This window comes from Ruegeria sp. ANG10 (assembly GCF_040705255.1).
Classification (GTDB): Bacteria; Pseudomonadota; Alphaproteobacteria; order Rhodobacterales; family Rhodobacteraceae; genus Ruegeria.
The window spans coordinates 107,347-123,294 of the sequence record NZ_JBFCVU010000002.1; the positions used below are offsets into that span (position 1 = coordinate 107,347).

A 15,948-nucleotide genomic window follows, 5' to 3' on the forward strand; every position below is an offset into this window, starting at 1 on the left:
TCAGAGAACGATAACCTCATGTGGACATTGCTTGTTTCCGCTGCTGTCCTCGTCCTGTACGTGACAGCAGTGGTCTTTGCGATACGGGCGGCACAGACCGCCCGAACACCGCAGGGCGCGGTTGGCTGGGTGGTGTTTTTGATCTCAGCCCCGATGATTGGCGTACCCATGTATCTTTTTCTGGGCCACCACCGTTTCCGCGGGTATCGCATTGCGCGAAAGCACAGCGAACGCGTCGTAGAAGGCATCAAGAGCTTTGCGGATTTTTCAATGCCCGAGCCCGACTCGATGCCGTTCAACGCACGGCCATTTGAGGTTCTGGCGCATCTGCCGGTATCGCGCGGCAACGGGGCCGATTTGCTGATCGACGGCAAGGCCACGTTCGATGCCATTTTCGAGGCAATTGACGCCGCACAAAGTTATATCCTGATCCAGTTCTACATTGTCCGCGACGACGACCTGGGCAAACAGTTGCAGTCCAAACTGATTGCCGCAGCCGAGCGTGGGGTCTCGGTCCGCTTTATGACCGATTCCGTGGGCAGCTATGGTCTGCCGACCGCCTATCTTGACACCTTGCGCGCCGCCGGGATCGAGATTGCCAACCCACGCGACCGTCGTGGTCCGCAATATCGCTTTCAACTCAACTACCGCAATCACCGCAAGACCGTAATCATTGATGGTGAAACGGGCTTTATTGGCGGTCACAATGTAGGGGTCGAGTATCTGGGTCAGAGCAAACATTTCGGCCATTGGCGCGACACACATCTGAAAATGACCGGCCATATCGTCCGTCAATTACAGTTGATCTTTGTCGAGGATTGGCACTGGGCCCACGAAGAAGATCTGATTGATCAGCTCAACTGGGCCGGATCAGAATCCGAACAGGACATGAATGCCCTGCTGGTCGCCACCGGTCCGGGGGACGAAACGGAAACTGGTGCGATGATGTTTTTCTCGGCCATCACTGCGGCCAAGGAACGTATTTGGATCGCCTCGCCCTATTTTGTGCCTGATATCGACGTCATGACGGCCTTACAGCACGCTGCCCTTCGGGGTGTCGATGTACGAATCCTTGTGCCCGAGGTGATTGACCACCGCCTGCCCTGGCTGGCTGCCTTCGCGTATTTCGACGAGATCCGTGACTGCGGTGCACGGGTGTTTCGGTATACCGAAGGGTTCATGCATCAAAAGGCATTCGTAGTCGATGACACATTGGCCGCCGTGGGGACGACCAATCTGGACAATCGGTCATTCCGGCTGAATTTCGAAGCCATGGCGCTGTTCTTCGACCAACGCGCGGCTGAAGCGGTGGACAAAATGCTGCGCGACGATTTTGAAAACAGTTATGAATTGACCCGCAAACTGCCCGAACAACCCGGCTATATCCGGTTCGGCTCGCCGCTGGCGCGGTTGTTTGCGCCGATCCTCTAGGACATCAACTCTTCTTTGAAGACCTGAGTCATCAGGGCGACCATAAAGGCCGTCGACAGACCAAAGGCTAGTAACCCGGTGACCGAGGCGAATGCGCCGAATATGCGCAGTGGTTCACCCAACACAATGTCGCCGTACCCCAAGGTGGTGAATGTCACCAACGAGAAATACAAGGCCGAGTTCCAGTCAGGCAGCACATCCCCCAAAATCCAGACAATCGCCCACAACCAGACCTGAAACGTGTGAATTGCAACGATGAATGCAAGCGCGATACAGATGGGCCCGGCGATGGCAAGAAACCGTTTCGTGTTCTCAAGCCGGGGTGCCGCGTGCCGGATGACCTGCGTACACCACGTCAAAAGGATGATTTCGATAAGGAAGCAAATCCCCAGATAGATACTGCCCCAAACTATCTGCTGCGCTAGTGTCATAAACTCGTATCCCGGCCCGGAGAAGTTCTGACACAATGGCGACTTAACCAAAAAAGAACAAGGCTGTGACAATCGCAAAAGATTGCGCCCGGACGCTGGACTCTGTGGGGTGGCGTTGCACATTGTGACAGGCACTGTCCGAGGGGTTTGCATGCTGCTGAATATCGACAAGGTCCAGAAATCCTATCCCGGCGGACGGCCGGTGTTGCGGGATGTGTCACTGACCCTTGATCAGGGTCAGACGCTAGCTCTGACCGGTGAAAGCGGCAGCGGCAAAAGCACGCTTTTGAACCTTGCTGCCGCTTTGGACAGCTTTGACGGCGGTGAAATAACGCTGGACGGCACCGCCCTTTCCTCGCTGGATGACGGTGGTCGGGCCGCCTTGCGCCGTCAGAGCGTGTCGCTGGTGTTTCAGCAATTCAATCTGATTCCATCGCTGACCGTTGCTCAGAACCTCTCATTTCACGCTCGGTTGGCGAATCGTGAAGACACCAACTGGACCGCGCAACTGGCTGAACGGCTTGGACTGTCCGACTTGCTAACGCGCTATCCTGAAAACCTGTCGGGCGGACAACAACAGCGCGTCGCCATCGGTCGCGCTATGGCCCCCCGGCCAAAATTGTTGCTGGCGGATGAGCCAACCGGCAATCTGGACGAAACCGCCAGCGCAACTGTGCTGGATCTGATGCTCTCGCTAGTTGTCGAGACAGGTGCCGCCTTACTGTTAGTTACGCACTCGCCAGACATCGCGGCGCGTCTGGATCGGCGGGCGCATCTGACCGGTGGTCACATCGCATGACTGGGCCCGTCATACAGGCCTTGCTGTCGCATTGGCGACGTCACTGGTTGCAACTGGCAACGCTGTTGATTGGCATCGCGTTGGCGACCGGGCTGTGGTCCGCAGTGCAGGCCATCAATGCCGAGGCGCGCGCCAGCTATCAACGGGCCAATGATCAGCTAGCACTGGGTCTGTTTGATGAGCTGCGCGACCCGACCGGCCCGATCCCGATTGAGCGCTACGTCGCGCTGCGCCGCGCTGGATGGCAAGTTGCGGCGGTTCTGGAAGGTCCCCTACGTATTTCGGGACGCACGGTGCAGGTGATGGGCGTTGACATGGTCGCCTACCCGGCCCTGCCCGCCGTGACCCAGATCGAGCAAAGCGAAACGCCCCCCGACCCGGCTGACATGCTGACCGCACCGGGCCGCTTGCTGGCCGCGCCTGATCTGGCGCAAGTGCTGCGCGGACAAAGCGGCCTACCGCCGATTCTAACCTCTACCGCGGTTCCGCCTGATCTGATCCTGACCGATATCGGCGTTGCTGAGACACTTCTGGACAGTCCCGGACAGATTTCGCGCCTGATGGTGCTGCCCGATCAGCCGCTTGGCGTGCCTCCGCTATCCAAGATCGCGCCAGAACTTGAACGGATCTCAGCTTCGGCTCAATTGGATGCGGCCAGTCTTACGGATAGTTTTCACCTGAACCTGACCGCATTTGGTCTACTGTCCTTTGCCGTCGGTCTTTTTATTGTTCACGGCACTGTCGGACTGGCCTTTGCGCAGCGGAAGGCGATGATCCGCACCCTACGGGCTCTGGGTGTCTCAATGCGGCGTTTGATCTGGGTGATCATGGCTGAATTGACCGCGTTGGCCCTGATCGGCGGCACCTTGGGCCTGATCCTTGGGTTCCTTCTGGCCGGAGCGCTACTGCCCGACGTCGCGGCCACTTTGCGCGGGCTTTACGGCGCACCTGTCGACGGGCAAATGTCCTTGCAACCGCAATGGGCGCTGGCGGGGCTGGCGATGGCATTAGCGGGCACATTGCTGGCCAGCGGTCATGCCTTATATCGATTGGCGCGCATGCCCTTGCTGGCCGGCGCCGGGGTGCAGGCCTGGCGCGGCGCTGCGACGGGACAACGTAATACAGGTTTGATCGGGCTGATCCTGATAGCGGGCGGATTCGCCATCGGGTTCACCGTAGACGGGTTGGTTGCCGGGTTTGTGATGGTCGGCGGCATTCTCACCGGAGCGGCGCTGACTCTGCCCTATCTTCTGTCCCTCGCCCTGTCGGCCTTTCAACGGCGCGCCCGGGGGCCGGTCGCCCAATGGATCTGGGCCGATATGCAGGCGCAACTGCCGGGCCTGTCCTTGGCTTTGATGGCATTGCTGCTGGCTTTGGCCGCGAATATTGGTGTCGGAACCATGGTTTCCAGCTTTCGCCTCACCTTTGTTGGCTGGCTGGATCAACGCCTGACGTCCGAGGTTTACGTGACCGCCACTGACAATCAACAGGGTCAGCAGATCGCCCAGTGGCTGGAACCACAGGTGGACGCCGTGCTGCCAATCCGCAGCATTGAGCTGTCCCACGAGACCGGGCCGTTGTTCTTATACGGAATTGTGGACCACCAGACTTACCGCGATCACTGGCCTCTGATCGCCTCGTCAGATGATGTCTGGGATCGCGTCTTGATGGGTGAGGCCGTTTTGATCAACGAACAACTCGCCCGTCGTGTGGGGCTGTGGCCGGGGGATACGCTGACCTTGAATGCAGGGCATGCGCTGACCGTGGCAGGTGTTTATTCGGACTATGGCAACCCGACCGGTCAGGCGATCGTATCCATGCCGCAGCTTGACCAGATCGCCCCTGGGGCTGACACGCGCAGGTTCGGCATCCGCCTTGCACCCGAGCGCGCCACTGAAATAACGCAGGCGTTGCGAGACCAGTTTGACCTGCCTCGGCGGGCCGTCGTGCAACAGGCCGCCATGAAGGCCCAATCGCTGGCGATCTTTGACAAGACCTTTGTGGTGACTTCCGCACTGAACGTGCTGACACTGGGGGTGGCGGGATTTGCCATCCTGACCAGTTTGCTGACCTTGTGGACACAGAGGCTGCCGCAGGTTGCCCCGGTTTGGGCGTTGGGACTGACACGCGCGCAACTGGCACAGCTGGAGGTGTTGCGCAGTGTGCTGCTGGCGGCGTTGACGGCCGTGCTTGCCTTGCCACTTGGGTTGGTTTTGGCCTGGGCGCTGCTGGCGGTGATCAACGTACAGGCTTTTGGCTGGCGACTGCCGATGTTTCTGTTTCCTGCCGATTGGGTCTATCTGTTTGTGCTGACCTTGCTTGCCGCCTTTGCCGCCGCCGCCCTGCCCGCGTTGCGTTTGATGCGTTTGCCACCCGCCGACCTGCTGAAGGTATTTGCCAATGAACGTTAAAGCTTGGCTGTTTATCCTGATCCTATTGCTGCCCTCAGCTTTGCAAGCGCAGGGTTATGCCGGGCTGGGCGGATCAGCCGACGGGTTCGACATCCCCAAACCTGGTTACCAGTTCGAATTTCCACGCGATCACGGCCCGCACCCGTCCTTTCGGATCGAGTGGTGGTATCTGACTGCCAACCTGACCGGAGAAGACGGGCGCGATTACGGCATTCAATGGACCTTGTTCCGATCCGCTCTGAAACCGACCGAGGCCGAAGGTTGGCAAAGTCCTCAGCTGTGGTTGGGCCATGCTGCTGTGACGACTGAGGAAACGCATTACTTTGCCGAACGCCTGTCGCGCGGTGGTATCGGTCAGGCCGGGGTGGCTGCCGAACCATTCGAGGCATGGATCGACGAATGGCATATGCGCGGGCCAAATCCCAGCGCCTTGTCCTTGTCCGCCAGCGGTGACGAATTTTCCTATGACCTGAGCCTGACCGCCCAAGGTCCGCTGGTGTTTCACGGAGAGGATGGGTACTCGATCAAGTCCACCGATGGACAAGCCAGCTATTACTATTCGCAGCCCTTCTATGACGTCGAAGGTGTACTGCGACTGCCCGACGGCGATGTCGCGGTGACTGGCAAGGGCTGGTTGGATCGCGAGTGGTCCAGCCAACCTCTGGCCGAGGATCAAGGTGGGTGGGATTGGTTCTCGCTCAGCTTCGATGACGGCAATAAGCTGATGGCCTTTCGTCTGCGCGGTGGACGCGGAGATTTCACAGCAGCCACATGGATCACACCAGATGGCACTGCTACGCCCCTGCCCGATGGCTCCGTTTCATTCGCTCCGTTGGATACGGCGCGAGTCGCCGGTCGAGACGTACCCGTCCAGTGGCGTGTGACATTGCCTGATCGTGATTTGGAGGTCGACGTGTCAGCAATCACCCCCGATGCTTGGATGGCAACACGGTTCGAATACTGGGAAGGCCCCGTCACGGTTTCAGGCAGCCACTCTGGGCGTGGCTACCTTGAGATGACGGGGTATTAGCGCACCACGTAAACCGAAACCGTGGAATGCCGTACGACTCGCGCCGCGTTCGGGCCCAAAAGATAGTCTTTGAGGTCCGGTTTGTGCGCGCCGATCACGATCAGATCGCTTTTCGCACTTTCCGCGGTTTTCAGAATCTCTTGATAAGCTGTGCCTGTGGCGACCACATGGCGGATTTTCTCGTTCCGCTCTGCACCCAAAGTTGCCGTACACATATCGGTCAGTTTTGCATGCGCCTCATCCAGCGCCTTTTCGTGGAAATCCGGTTGGAAAAAGCCGGATACCCAGCTTTCCCCAAAGTCCGGCAACACGGTCACCACGTCCAATTGCGCGTTGTTCTGATCAGCCAGAGCCGCCGCTGTCTTCAATACGTGCACGTCCAGATCGCCATTGCTAATGTCAACGGCACAAAGAACAGAGTTTGTCATGCGTGCACCTCTTGTCTGGCGGCGCGGCCGCGTTGAAGGAAGGCGATCAGACCCAGAAAGATCATCGCTGGGATATAGATCAATTGCTTCGGAGGCTGGCTGGATGGCAGGCTGACCGAGGTCAGACGCACCGCGTCGTCCGCGTAATAGTCGAAGTTGTCCAGCTCATCCGCGACTGGTGTGCCAAACAGCGGCTCGTCCAGTTTGACCAGACCGTCCTCTTCGATCAGCATCAGGCCCATGGCGTCCACCCGCGCGGCGCCACCCTCTTCGCTACCGACAGCCACCACAACTGTTGTGTCCGTCATTTCCAGAGTGTCAAAATCAGGCCCGCTGACGACAAGGCGCACTTCGGTTCCCGGTGGCGTTTGCCCGATCGTTTCCACGAAGGCCGCAGGTTCGACCGATGCATAGGGCGGTGATATCCGATCCATGAAGAAGTCAGGCCGGAACAGCGCAAAGGCAACAAAGATCAGCGCGACACTTTCGTAGATACGGCTGTGCGTCACGAAATAACCCATCGTGCCCGCGGTGAAGACAAGGATGGCTATGGTTGCGAATATCGCGACGGTTATCCCCTCAACCCAGGTAACGTCGATCAACAGTAGGTCTGTGTTAAAGATAAACACAAACGGCAGTGCCACAGTGCGCAGGCTGTAGAAAAACGCGGTAAAGCCAGTCTTGATCGCATCGCCGCCCGACACAGCCGCCGCCGCAAAGCTTGCCAGCCCGACCGGAGGCGTCACATCCGCCATGATCCCAAAGTAGAAAACGAACAGGTGCACGGCGATCAGCGGCACGATCAGGCCGCTCTGCGCGCCCAGTTCGACAACCACACCAGCCATTAGCGAGCTGACAACGATGTAGTTCGCCGTGGTCGGCAGGCCCATGCCCAGGATCAGGCTGAGGATGCCAACCATCACCAGCATCAGGATCAGGTTGCCACCCGACAGGAACTCGACCAGATCGGCCATCACCTGCCCGACACCAGTCAGAGTAACCGTGCCAACGATGACACCCGCAGTCGCGGTCGCAAGGGCGATACCGATCATGTTGCGCGCGCCGTCAATCAGGCCCTGCCACAGGTCGGCGACACCATCGATAAAGCTGTTGTAAAGGTTGCTCTGTCCCCGGAACATCGCCTTGAGCGGCTTTTGGGTCAGCAGGATCACGAACAGCAACGCCGTGGCCCAGAACGCCGAAAGACCCGGCGATTTCTGTTCGATCATCAGGAAATAAACCAGAACGATGATCGGCAGCAGATAGTGCAGCCCAGCCTTATAGATATCGGCGATGACCGGCAGCGTTACTTCTTTGGCATTCGGATCATCAGGTTCCAGATCCGGCACCTGAGCCGCCAGATACAGCAGCACCACATAGACCGCGCAGACGATCAGGCTCAGGACCAGCCCTGCCGCCGAAGGCACCCAGCTGGTGACCGCATCGACCGGGTATTGCGAACCATAGCAAAGCCCCGCAAACACCAGGAAGAACATCAACATTCCGACCACGGTGCGCGCCAGATGCACGTCGCGATCACCCAGCGTCGGCATGTTCCGCTTAACGGCTTCAAGGTGCACGATATAGACCAGCGCGATGTAGGAAATCGCCGCAGGCAGGAAGGCGTGGGTGATCACCTCGACATAGGAAATGCCAACATATTCCACCATCAGGAACGCCGCAGCGCCCATTACGGGCGGCATGATCTGGCCGTTTACGGAGGAGGCAACTTCGACCGATCCGGCCTGTTCACTGCTGAACCCGACGCGTTTCATCAGCGGGATAGTGAAGGTTCCGGTGGTCACAACGTTGGCAATGGACGAACCCGAGATCAGGCCGGTCGCCGCCGAACCGACAACCGCCGCCTTGGCTGGTCCACCACGCAGGTGGCCGAGGGCGCCAAAGGCCATTTTGATAAAGTAATTCCCTGCCCCGGCCTTGTCGAGCAAGGCACCGAACAGCACGAAAAGGAACACGAATTTGGTGGAAACACCCAACGCGATGCCGAACACGCCTTCGGACGTGATCCACATGTGGCTCATGGCCTTTTTCAGGCTTGCGCCTTTCCAGCGGATCACCTCGGGCACCCATTCGGACGAGCCAAAGAACACATATGCCAAAAAGATCGTCGCAATAATGGCCATTGCAGGGCCAAGCGCGCGGCGCGCGGCCTCGAACAACAGCAACAGGCCAGCCAAAGCGATCCATTTGTCGGTGTCGTCCGCAAGACCGCCCGCATCGACGATCTTTTCGTAGAAAAAGTAACCGTACAGCGCCAGAAATGCGCCTGCGACACCCATGATCCAATCTTGCACAGGGATATAGTCGCGTGGGCTGGATTTCAGCGCCGGATAGGCCGCAAAGGCCAGAAACATAGCGAAGGCCAGATGGAACTGGCGCGCATTATTCACTACGCTGCCCGGCAACACATAGTTGGCAATCGGTGAGGCCAGAAGCACCTGAAATATTGACCAAATCGCCGCCACAACGGCCAGAAAAATCCCGACATTACCGACCGGATTACGCCCACCCGCATCGGACGAGGCTACAAGTTCCTGCAGCTCTTCTTCGGATAGTGGGCGATTGGATTGTGTGTCGGAACTCATAAAGTGTCTCCCCGTCGTGGCCATTTTGGCCTTTTGAACCACCCGTTATTTTACGGGCTTGGGTTGCAGGGCGCCCTTGGGCACCCTGCGTCAGGTCTGGCTTACTGAACCCAGCCTTTTTCTTTGTAGTACTTCTCGGCGCCCGGATGCAGCGGAGCCGACAGGCCGTCTGCAATCATCTCTTCGGGCTTGAGGTTCGCAAATGCCGGGTGCAGCTTTTTGAAGTCATCGAAGTTTTCAAAGACCGAGCTGACAACCGCATATACCGCGTCTTCCGACACGTCTGCCGAGGTCACGAAAGTCGCGCCAACACCAAAGGTTGCGGTGTCACCGTCGGAACCGCGATACATGCCACCGGGGATGGTTGCAGTGCGGTAGAACGAGTTGTCGCCGACCAGCTTGTCCACGGCGTCGCCGCTGACATTCACCAGCACGGAATCACACGCGGTGGTGGCTTCTTGGATCGACCCCGAGGGGTGACCAACTGTGTAAACCATCGCGTCGATCTGGTTGTCGCACAGAGCAGCGGACTGTTCAGCCGCTTTCAGCTCGGTCGCCAGTTCGAAATCGTCGGTGGTCCAACCCATTTCACCCAGCAGAACCTCCATGGTGCCACGCTGACCGGAACCAGGGTTGCCGATGTTTACGCGCTTGCCCTTCATGTCTTCAAAGTTCGTAATGCCGGAATCTGCACGGGCAACTACGGTGAACGGCTCAGGGTGTACCGAGAAGACGGCGCGCAGGTTTTCAAAGGGGCCAGCCTCTTCAAATTTCGAGGTGCCGTTAAAGGCGTGGTACTGCCAGTCGGACTGCGCCACACCGAACTCCAACTCGCCTTCGCGGATGGTGTTGATGTTGTAAACCGAACCACCGGTCGATTCGACCGAGCAGCGCACGCCGTGCTCTTTGCGGCCTTTGTTGACCAGACGACAGATCGCGCCGCCTGTCGGGTAATACACACCGGTCACACCACCGGTGCCGATTGTGATGAATTCTTCTGCATACGCGGCCGGAGCCATAAGAGCCGCGGTGACGACCGCGCCGAGGCTAAGCTTGCTGCTGTTTTTCATTTTCGTGAACTCCCAATTCTTTTGGTGGATGGGAGACTGTTAGCGGTCCCATCCCGGGACCTGCCGGTACGCCAACTGAACCTGTCTTGCAACAGGCACAAGCGACTGAATTTCCAAAATCTCCCAACACCTTCGACGTTTCATTCAGATACTCAACTTGTCAACCCCCGTACTCGGCCTGACACGCCTACGCCGCATATCTGAGTGCTTTTTCAGAACTTTCCCCCCAGAATGTCCAAATCTCAGGTCTTTTGGGTGGTCAGGAACAATTCTTTTGAAACTCGGTTCGGTGACCTCTAGTGTCAAACCGACATTCACATGCACCTGTAAGCACAGGGCTGGCAAAGAATTTGTTCTGCAACTGCCAGGAAAGGCCGTTTAAAATGAAGCCCGCTTCACCCAGCCCGTTGCTTGTCATCGCTCTGACCATCAGTGCAGCGATTGCGGCCTGGGGTATAGTCGACCCGCAAGGGTTGGGGCGGCTTGCGTCCGCGGCAGTGGCCACGCAGTTCAACAGCCGTGGCTGGTTCATCATGCTTGAGGTCAGCGGTCTGCTGTTTGTCACACTGTATCTGGCCTTGTCCCGATTTGGCGACATCCGCCTTGGTCCCGACGAGGCCGAGCCTGAGTTTTCAACGCCTGCCTGGATCGCCATGCTTTTCGCAGCTGGCATGGGCGTTGGTCTGTTGTTTTACGGCGCGGCCGAACCCCTGACCCATTTCGAGGTTCTGCGCCAATACAACCCCGATCCCATGGCCGCCGGTCATGCCTTGTTCATCACCTATCTGAACTGGGGATTTCACGCCTGGGCCATCTACGCGATCGTCGGTCTGGTCATCGCCTATTTTGCCTATCGTCGAGGGCGCACGCTGCTGCTGAGCGCCCCTGTAACCGAAACATTGGGCGAGGCCCGCTGGACCAAATCTCTGGGATGGGTTTTCGATCTGCTCTCGATTGTTGCGATTGCCGTCGGCTTGGCCGGTTCGCTGGCGATGGGCGTTTTCCAGATCCAAACCGGCCTTGCGGGTCTGATCGGGGTCGCTTCACCTGGCGTGCTAACCCTGCCCGTCTTTGCCTTGCTTTGCGTAGCTTACATCATTCCGCTGCGCCGCGACCTTGGCGAAGGGATGTCCCTGCTGTCCAATATCGCGATGCTAATTGCGGTTGGGATGATGGTCTACCTGCTGATCCTCGGCCCCACGTCGTTCATGATGGACGGCATCGTGTCAGGCTTCGGACGCTACCTCTTCGGCGTTCTTCCGGCCGGGTTTTCCACGGCTGAATTCTTCGACGACATCATCGTCGACTGGTTCCACGGCTGGACGCTGAACTATATGATCTGGTGGCTTGCCTGGTCACCTTTTGTGGGCATTTTCATCGCCCGAATCTCTCGCGGACGCACGATCCGAGAGTTTCTGGTCGGTGTCATCGTTGCCCCCACCCTGTTCTCGATCTTGTGGTTCGGCATTTTCGGTGGCCTGGGTTTCTACGACACTCTGCGTCAGGACGGCACCCTGTCCGCCGTTAACGCCGAGAATCTGGACGCGACGACCTTTGCCCTGCTTGCAAAATTCCCACTGGGCGGTGTGACGCAAATCGCCACTGTATTGGCCGCGTTCCTGTTCGTTGTGACCAGCGTCGTAAGCGCTGGGTTTACACTTGCAATGATCGGCACCGGAGGCGACGAGAACCCGTCGCCCCGCATTCGCACAATCTGGGGCATTATTTTAGGCGCGCTGGGGCTGGCGATGATTCTGGTGGGCGACATTTCCGTGGTCAGGTCAATCATCGCACTTTCGGCCATGGCGTTCGTCTTTATCGTACCGATCCTAGTGATCTGCCTGTTCAAAAGCCTATCGCGAGAGGACCGGACATGAGCGGACAGTTTGTTGATACCATGCTGAATGTTGTCGTTTTCGCATATATCGGGTTCCTGATCTGGTTGATCTTCACAGGCTTTCCTAAGACATCCAAACCCGCCGACTCTGAGACACAGGCAGAACGTCACCAAAACGAATAGATGTGCGTTGGCAGTATGTGCAATCGCAATGCCGAAAAAGAAAAAACAGAGAGCAGGTTTCCCTAACCCTCTGTTTTTACTTTGGTACCCAAGGCCGGACTCGAACCGGCACGGTATCACTACCGGGGGATTTTGAATCCCCTGCGTCTACCATTCCGCCACTTGGGCCACGACCATTGGATTAGCGCCCCTAATCGGGAAGGTCCAGAGGCAAAAAGCAACCAAAATCCAGTTTGTACTCGCGGTGATGCTTGACGCCTTGCCGGGCGCATGGTTTGGCTTGCGCTACGTTAGAACAGGATTTTAGCATCTTATGTTGCGATCGCTTTATGACTGGACCATTCGTCTGGCAGAACATCCGCATGCATTGTGGGCGTTGGCCTTTGTGGCTTTTATCGAAAGTTCGGTCTTTCCGATCCCTCCTGATGTTCTGATGATTCCAATGATTCTGGCCCGCCCGTCGCGGGCTTGGCTTATTGCATCGGTCGCACTGGTCTTTTCGGTTTTGGGCGGCTTGCTGGGCTATGCCATTGGCGCGTTCTTTTACGAAAGTCTTGGCCAACCGATCCTCGAGTCGATGGGCAAAGCCCACGCCATGGAAGAATTCAACACCCGCTTCAACGATTTTGGCTTTTGGGCCGTGCTGGCGGCTGGTGTTACGCCCTTCCCCTATAAGGTCATTACCATCATGTCCGGCTGGACTGGCATGCCGCTAGGTACTTTCATCGCCACCTCTATCCTGGCGCGCGCCTTGCGGTTCTTTATGGTCGCTGGTCTGCTTTGGGGCTTTGGAGAACCGATCCGGGCCTTCATTGAGAAGCGTCTGGGCCTTATGTTCACGTTGTTCATCGTCCTGCTGTTTGGCGGCTTTTTCGTGGTGAAATATCTATGACTCGCAAAAATACTCTGGTCCTGATCGCCACGGTAGGGTCCGCGGCGCTTCTACTTGGGGCATGGGGGTTTCAGTACCTCGGCGGCTTGGCGCCTTGCAAAATGTGCATCTGGCAACGTTATCCGCATGGCGCTGCCGTTCTTATCGGAGCATTGGCATTGGCCCTGCCACGGGCAACGCTGCTGCCACTGTTAGGCGCGCTTGCAGCCCTGACGACGGCTGCAATCGGCGTGTTTCACGCGGGGGTCGAGCAGAAATGGTGGGAAGGCCCGTCTAGTTGCACATCCGGTGATATCGGTGGCCTGTCGACGCAAGACTTGATGGAACAGATCATGTCCGCCCCGCTGGTGCGCTGCGACGATATCCCGTGGCAGATGTTCGGCTTGTCGATGGCAGGTTGGAACGCCGTCCTGTCCGGCGTGTTGGTGCTGGTCTGGATCGCAGCCTGGCGCGCTCGTTAAAGTTCGTCCAGTTCCGCATCCCAATAAAGAAAGTCGATCCAGCTATCATGCAGGTGGTTCGGTGGGAACTTGCGCCCGATATTGCGCAACGCCTCTGATTCCGGTTGGCGCGGAGGCTTGCGCAGCGTCATTCCCGCCTGTCGCAGTGACTTGGAGCCTTTCTTTAGGTTGCACGGGCTGCAGGCCGCCACGACATTCTGCCAGCTTGTGACGCCCCCTGCCGCACGCGGTACCACATGGTCAAACGTCAGATCACCCCGGCTGCCGCAATACTGACAGCGGAATTCGTCCCTCAAAAATAAATTAAAGCGCGTGAAGGCCACGCGCTTTCTAGGTTTTACATAATCTTTCAGGACAACGACCGAAGGTATTCGTATCTCGGTGCTGGGGCTTCGGACGACTTCGTCGTATTCAGCCACTATGTCCACCCTGTCCAGCCAGGCCGCCTTGATCGCCTCTTGCCACGGCCATAAGGACAACGGGTAATAGGATAAGGGGCGATAATCGGCGTTCAAAACCAATGCCGGATGATGCCTGAGCGCACCGGGTTCCCTGACAAATTCGGTCCTGAAGTCTCCATCCATCTCAGAATCGCTCCTCGCTCTGCTCTGCCCGTTTTTGACATCAGAGCGGGGAACACCCGCCCCGGCCTTAACTTAACTATATATCGTGTTAAAACTCTGACAAGCCCAGAGTTTCCACAATATCTCGGGGATTGGTTAATCCGAATCTGTAACACCTGCGTAACAGTTATCCACAGGTTGCGCCCCTTTGACCCGCGGGCTATGGCGTTTGTCATGTCCTGGTTCATTCGCTTCAACAAACCTTTCGATGTGCTGCCGCAGTTTACCGACCGCGCCAACGCAGATTCTCCCCGCAGCACTCTGTCAGACTATATCGATCTGCCAGGCGTTTACCCGGCCGGGCGGCTGGACCGGGACAGCGAAGGTTTGATGCTGCTGACCGATAATGGGCGACTGCAAGCGCAAATATCGGACCCCAAACACAAGATGACCAAAACCTATTGGGTTCAGGTCGAAGGTCTGCCGGATGACGCTGCCTTGAAAGCCCTGCGAGACGGGGTTGAACTGAAAGACGGCCTGACCCGCCCCGCCAAGGCCCGTTTGATGGATGAACCGCCGGGGCTGTGGCCCCGCAATCCACCAATCAGAGTGCGCCAGACGGTGCCCGAATGCTGGATCGAACTAACCATCCGCGAGGGCCGCAATCGGCAGGTGCGGCGGATGACGGCCGCCGTCGGTCACCCGACCCTGCGCCTGATCCGCGCCCGGATCGGCGACTGGTCGCTAGAGGGGCTTGAGCCGGGTCAATGGGACAGCCTACCGATACCGACATTGAACTCTGCCCCGCAACGCAAACGCGACCGCCGTCCACGCCGGTGACAAAAACTGCATGTTGTGATAGGCTTACAACATGAAAGTCACACCCGACATTCCAGTACCAACCGGCATTCTAGAGGCTGCTCTCTATGTCGACGACTTGGATGCTGCCGAACGGTTTTACGGCGAGATTCTGGCGTTAGAGAAACTCCAGCACGTGACGGATCGGCATGTATTCTTCCGGATCGGCAGTTCGGTCTTGTTGTTGTTCAACGCGGAAGAAACTCAGAAACCGCCGGGCAATCCCGACTTGCCCGTCCCCCCCCATGGCGCACGCGGGCCTGGTCACGTTTGTCTGATCCTGACACGCGCGGAGATCGACATGATGCGCAAACATCTGCTGGATTGGAATATCCCCTTAGATGCCGAGTTTGACTGGCCAAACGGCGCGCGCTCGCTTTACGTGCGCGATCCGTCAGGCAATTCGGTCGAATTCGCCGAAGGGCATTTGTGGGGCTGACCTCTCAAGGCGCCGCGCTCGTCGACAGATCAAACCTTTTGGAAATTCTGTCAACCGGCGTGCCATCCCGCAGTGGCACGCCATAAGCGACCGAGTAGTCGCGAAACCCCATCTTGTCGTAGTAGCCAAGACCCATTCCGTTATCGGCACGAATGGTTGCGTTGATCGCAGTAAACCCCATTGCCACCGCGAATTTCGATGTTTCCCCGAACAAGGCCTGGCCTGCCCCTTTCAGCGCAGGCTGACGTCTGGTGAAGGTCGCGATATCGGCGCAATCCTGTGGCAACGTGTCGTGCATTCCCAGCCACTGAAAGCCAGCCACCTCCCCTTGATCGTCCAACGCGACGTGGGTGCAGATTTTGTCAGCGCCCTCCAGGTAGCTTTGAACGAACAACGCGTCAGAGAATGGAATTTCAAACGCGGTACTGCCCCCGATTGCGATGATCTCATTGAGGATGCGGCAGGCTGTGGCCACATCCTCTGGCATCATGGGGCGGACCGCGATCATC

General features: G+C 57.8%; 16 protein-coding genes and 1 tRNA gene. 10 read left to right on the forward strand and 7 right to left on the reverse strand.

The features are described from left to right. The first annotated feature begins 18 nt into the window (after positions 1-18). Positions 19-1,431, forward strand: coding sequence for a cardiolipin synthase (cls, locus tag AB1A64_RS04565; protein WP_366550341.1), 1,413 nt, complete (start codon positions 19-21; stop codon positions 1,429-1,431). Here the strand turns inward: cls and AB1A64_RS04570 are convergent. After that, on the reverse strand, positions 1,428-1,862 hold the full coding sequence (locus tag AB1A64_RS04570) for an ion channel (protein ID WP_366550342.1): 435 nt from the start codon (positions 1,860-1,862) through the stop codon (positions 1,428-1,430). The genes cls and AB1A64_RS04570 overlap by 4 nt on opposite strands. A gap of 151 nt (positions 1,863-2,013) precedes the next feature. On the opposite strand from AB1A64_RS04570, the gene AB1A64_RS04575 reads away from it, so the two are divergent. The 3 genes from AB1A64_RS04575 to AB1A64_RS04585 are packed head-to-tail and all read left to right on the forward strand — an operon-like array spanning position 2,014 to position 6,102. Beyond that, positions 2,014-2,661 carry an ABC transporter ATP-binding protein gene (locus tag AB1A64_RS04575; RefSeq protein ID WP_366550343.1) on the forward strand — a complete coding sequence of 216 codons (648 nt, stop codon included), beginning with the start codon at positions 2,014-2,016 and terminating at the stop codon, positions 2,659-2,661. Beyond that, positions 2,658-5,072: an ABC transporter permease gene (locus AB1A64_RS04580; protein WP_366550344.1), complete on the forward strand. Its 2,415-nt coding sequence runs from the start codon at positions 2,658-2,660 to the stop codon at positions 5,070-5,072. Before AB1A64_RS04575 ends, AB1A64_RS04580 begins: the two co-directional genes overlap by 4 nt. Beyond that, on the forward strand, positions 5,062-6,102 hold the full coding sequence (locus AB1A64_RS04585) for a lipocalin-like domain-containing protein (RefSeq protein ID WP_366550345.1): 1,041 nt from the start codon (positions 5,062-5,064) through the stop codon (positions 6,100-6,102). The genes AB1A64_RS04580 and AB1A64_RS04585 overlap by 11 nt, the downstream gene beginning before the upstream one ends. On the opposite strand, the gene AB1A64_RS04590 is transcribed toward AB1A64_RS04585, so the two are convergent. The 3 genes from AB1A64_RS04590 to AB1A64_RS04600 form a co-directional block, all read right to left on the reverse strand. Next, a complete protein-coding gene (locus AB1A64_RS04590; protein WP_366550346.1) occupies positions 6,099-6,530 on the reverse strand; it encodes a universal stress protein in 432 nt (143 codons plus the stop codon). The two genes, AB1A64_RS04585 and AB1A64_RS04590, sit on opposite strands and share 4 nt — an antisense overlap. Beyond that, the gene (locus AB1A64_RS04595; protein WP_366550347.1) at positions 6,527-9,136 is read right to left on the reverse strand and encodes a TRAP transporter permease; all 2,610 of its coding nucleotides are present in this window, start codon (positions 9,134-9,136) and stop codon (positions 6,527-6,529) included. Before AB1A64_RS04595 ends, AB1A64_RS04590 begins: the two co-directional genes overlap by 4 nt. Before the next feature lie 101 nt (positions 9,137-9,237). After that, positions 9,238-10,206 carry a TAXI family TRAP transporter solute-binding subunit gene (locus AB1A64_RS04600; RefSeq protein ID WP_366550348.1) on the reverse strand — a complete coding sequence of 323 codons (969 nt, stop codon included), beginning with the start codon at positions 10,204-10,206 and terminating at the stop codon, positions 9,238-9,240. 383 nt (positions 10,207-10,589) lie between these two features. On the opposite strand from AB1A64_RS04600, the gene AB1A64_RS04605 reads away from it, so the two are divergent. Together AB1A64_RS04605 and AB1A64_RS04610 are read left to right on the forward strand one after the other, a co-directional pair. Beyond that, positions 10,590-12,083 carry a BCCT family transporter gene (locus tag AB1A64_RS04605; RefSeq protein WP_366550349.1) on the forward strand — a complete coding sequence of 498 codons (1,494 nt, stop codon included), beginning with the start codon at positions 10,590-10,592 and terminating at the stop codon, positions 12,081-12,083. Continuing rightward, positions 12,080-12,226, forward strand: coding sequence for a hypothetical protein (locus tag AB1A64_RS04610; RefSeq protein ID WP_366550350.1), 147 nt, complete (start codon positions 12,080-12,082; stop codon positions 12,224-12,226). Before AB1A64_RS04605 ends, AB1A64_RS04610 begins: the two co-directional genes overlap by 4 nt. Before the next feature lie 82 nt (positions 12,227-12,308). On the opposite strand, the gene AB1A64_RS04615 is transcribed toward AB1A64_RS04610, so the two are convergent. Then, positions 12,309-12,394: transfer RNA gene (locus tag AB1A64_RS04615), tRNA-Leu, on the reverse strand. Positions 12,395-12,539: 145 nt separating this feature from the next. Between AB1A64_RS04615 and AB1A64_RS04620 the strand changes: the two genes are divergently transcribed. Both AB1A64_RS04620 and AB1A64_RS04625 read left to right on the forward strand, forming a co-directional pair. After that, complete coding sequence (locus AB1A64_RS04620; protein WP_366550351.1) at positions 12,540-13,118, forward strand: YqaA family protein; 579 nt, start codon at positions 12,540-12,542, stop codon at positions 13,116-13,118. Next, entirely contained in the window at positions 13,115-13,579 is a 465-nt protein-coding gene (locus AB1A64_RS04625; protein ID WP_366550352.1) for a disulfide bond formation protein B, read from the forward strand. Before AB1A64_RS04620 ends, AB1A64_RS04625 begins: the two co-directional genes overlap by 4 nt. Here AB1A64_RS04625 and AB1A64_RS04630 read toward each other — a convergent pair. Next, entirely contained in the window at positions 13,576-14,163 is a 588-nt protein-coding gene (locus AB1A64_RS04630) for an HNH endonuclease (protein ID WP_170348801.1), read from the reverse strand. The two genes, AB1A64_RS04625 and AB1A64_RS04630, sit on opposite strands and share 4 nt — an antisense overlap. Positions 14,164-14,376: 213 nt before the next feature. Here AB1A64_RS04630 and AB1A64_RS04635 point away from each other — a divergent pair, with 213 nt between their 5' ends. Beyond that, positions 14,377-14,982, forward strand: a complete 606-nt coding sequence (locus AB1A64_RS04635; RefSeq protein WP_366550353.1) for an rRNA large subunit pseudouridine synthase E — start codon at positions 14,377-14,379, stop codon at positions 14,980-14,982. A gap of 31 nt (positions 14,983-15,013) precedes the next feature. Next, complete coding sequence (locus AB1A64_RS04640; protein ID WP_366550354.1) at positions 15,014-15,439, forward strand: VOC family protein; 426 nt, start codon at positions 15,014-15,016, stop codon at positions 15,437-15,439. 4 nt (positions 15,440-15,443) lie between these two features. On the opposite strand, the gene AB1A64_RS04645 is transcribed toward AB1A64_RS04640, so the two are convergent. Next, on the reverse strand, positions 15,444-15,947 hold the full coding sequence (locus AB1A64_RS04645) for a GNAT family N-acetyltransferase (protein ID WP_366550355.1): 504 nt from the start codon (positions 15,945-15,947) through the stop codon (positions 15,444-15,446). Between the last annotated feature and the right edge of the window lies 1 nt (position 15,948).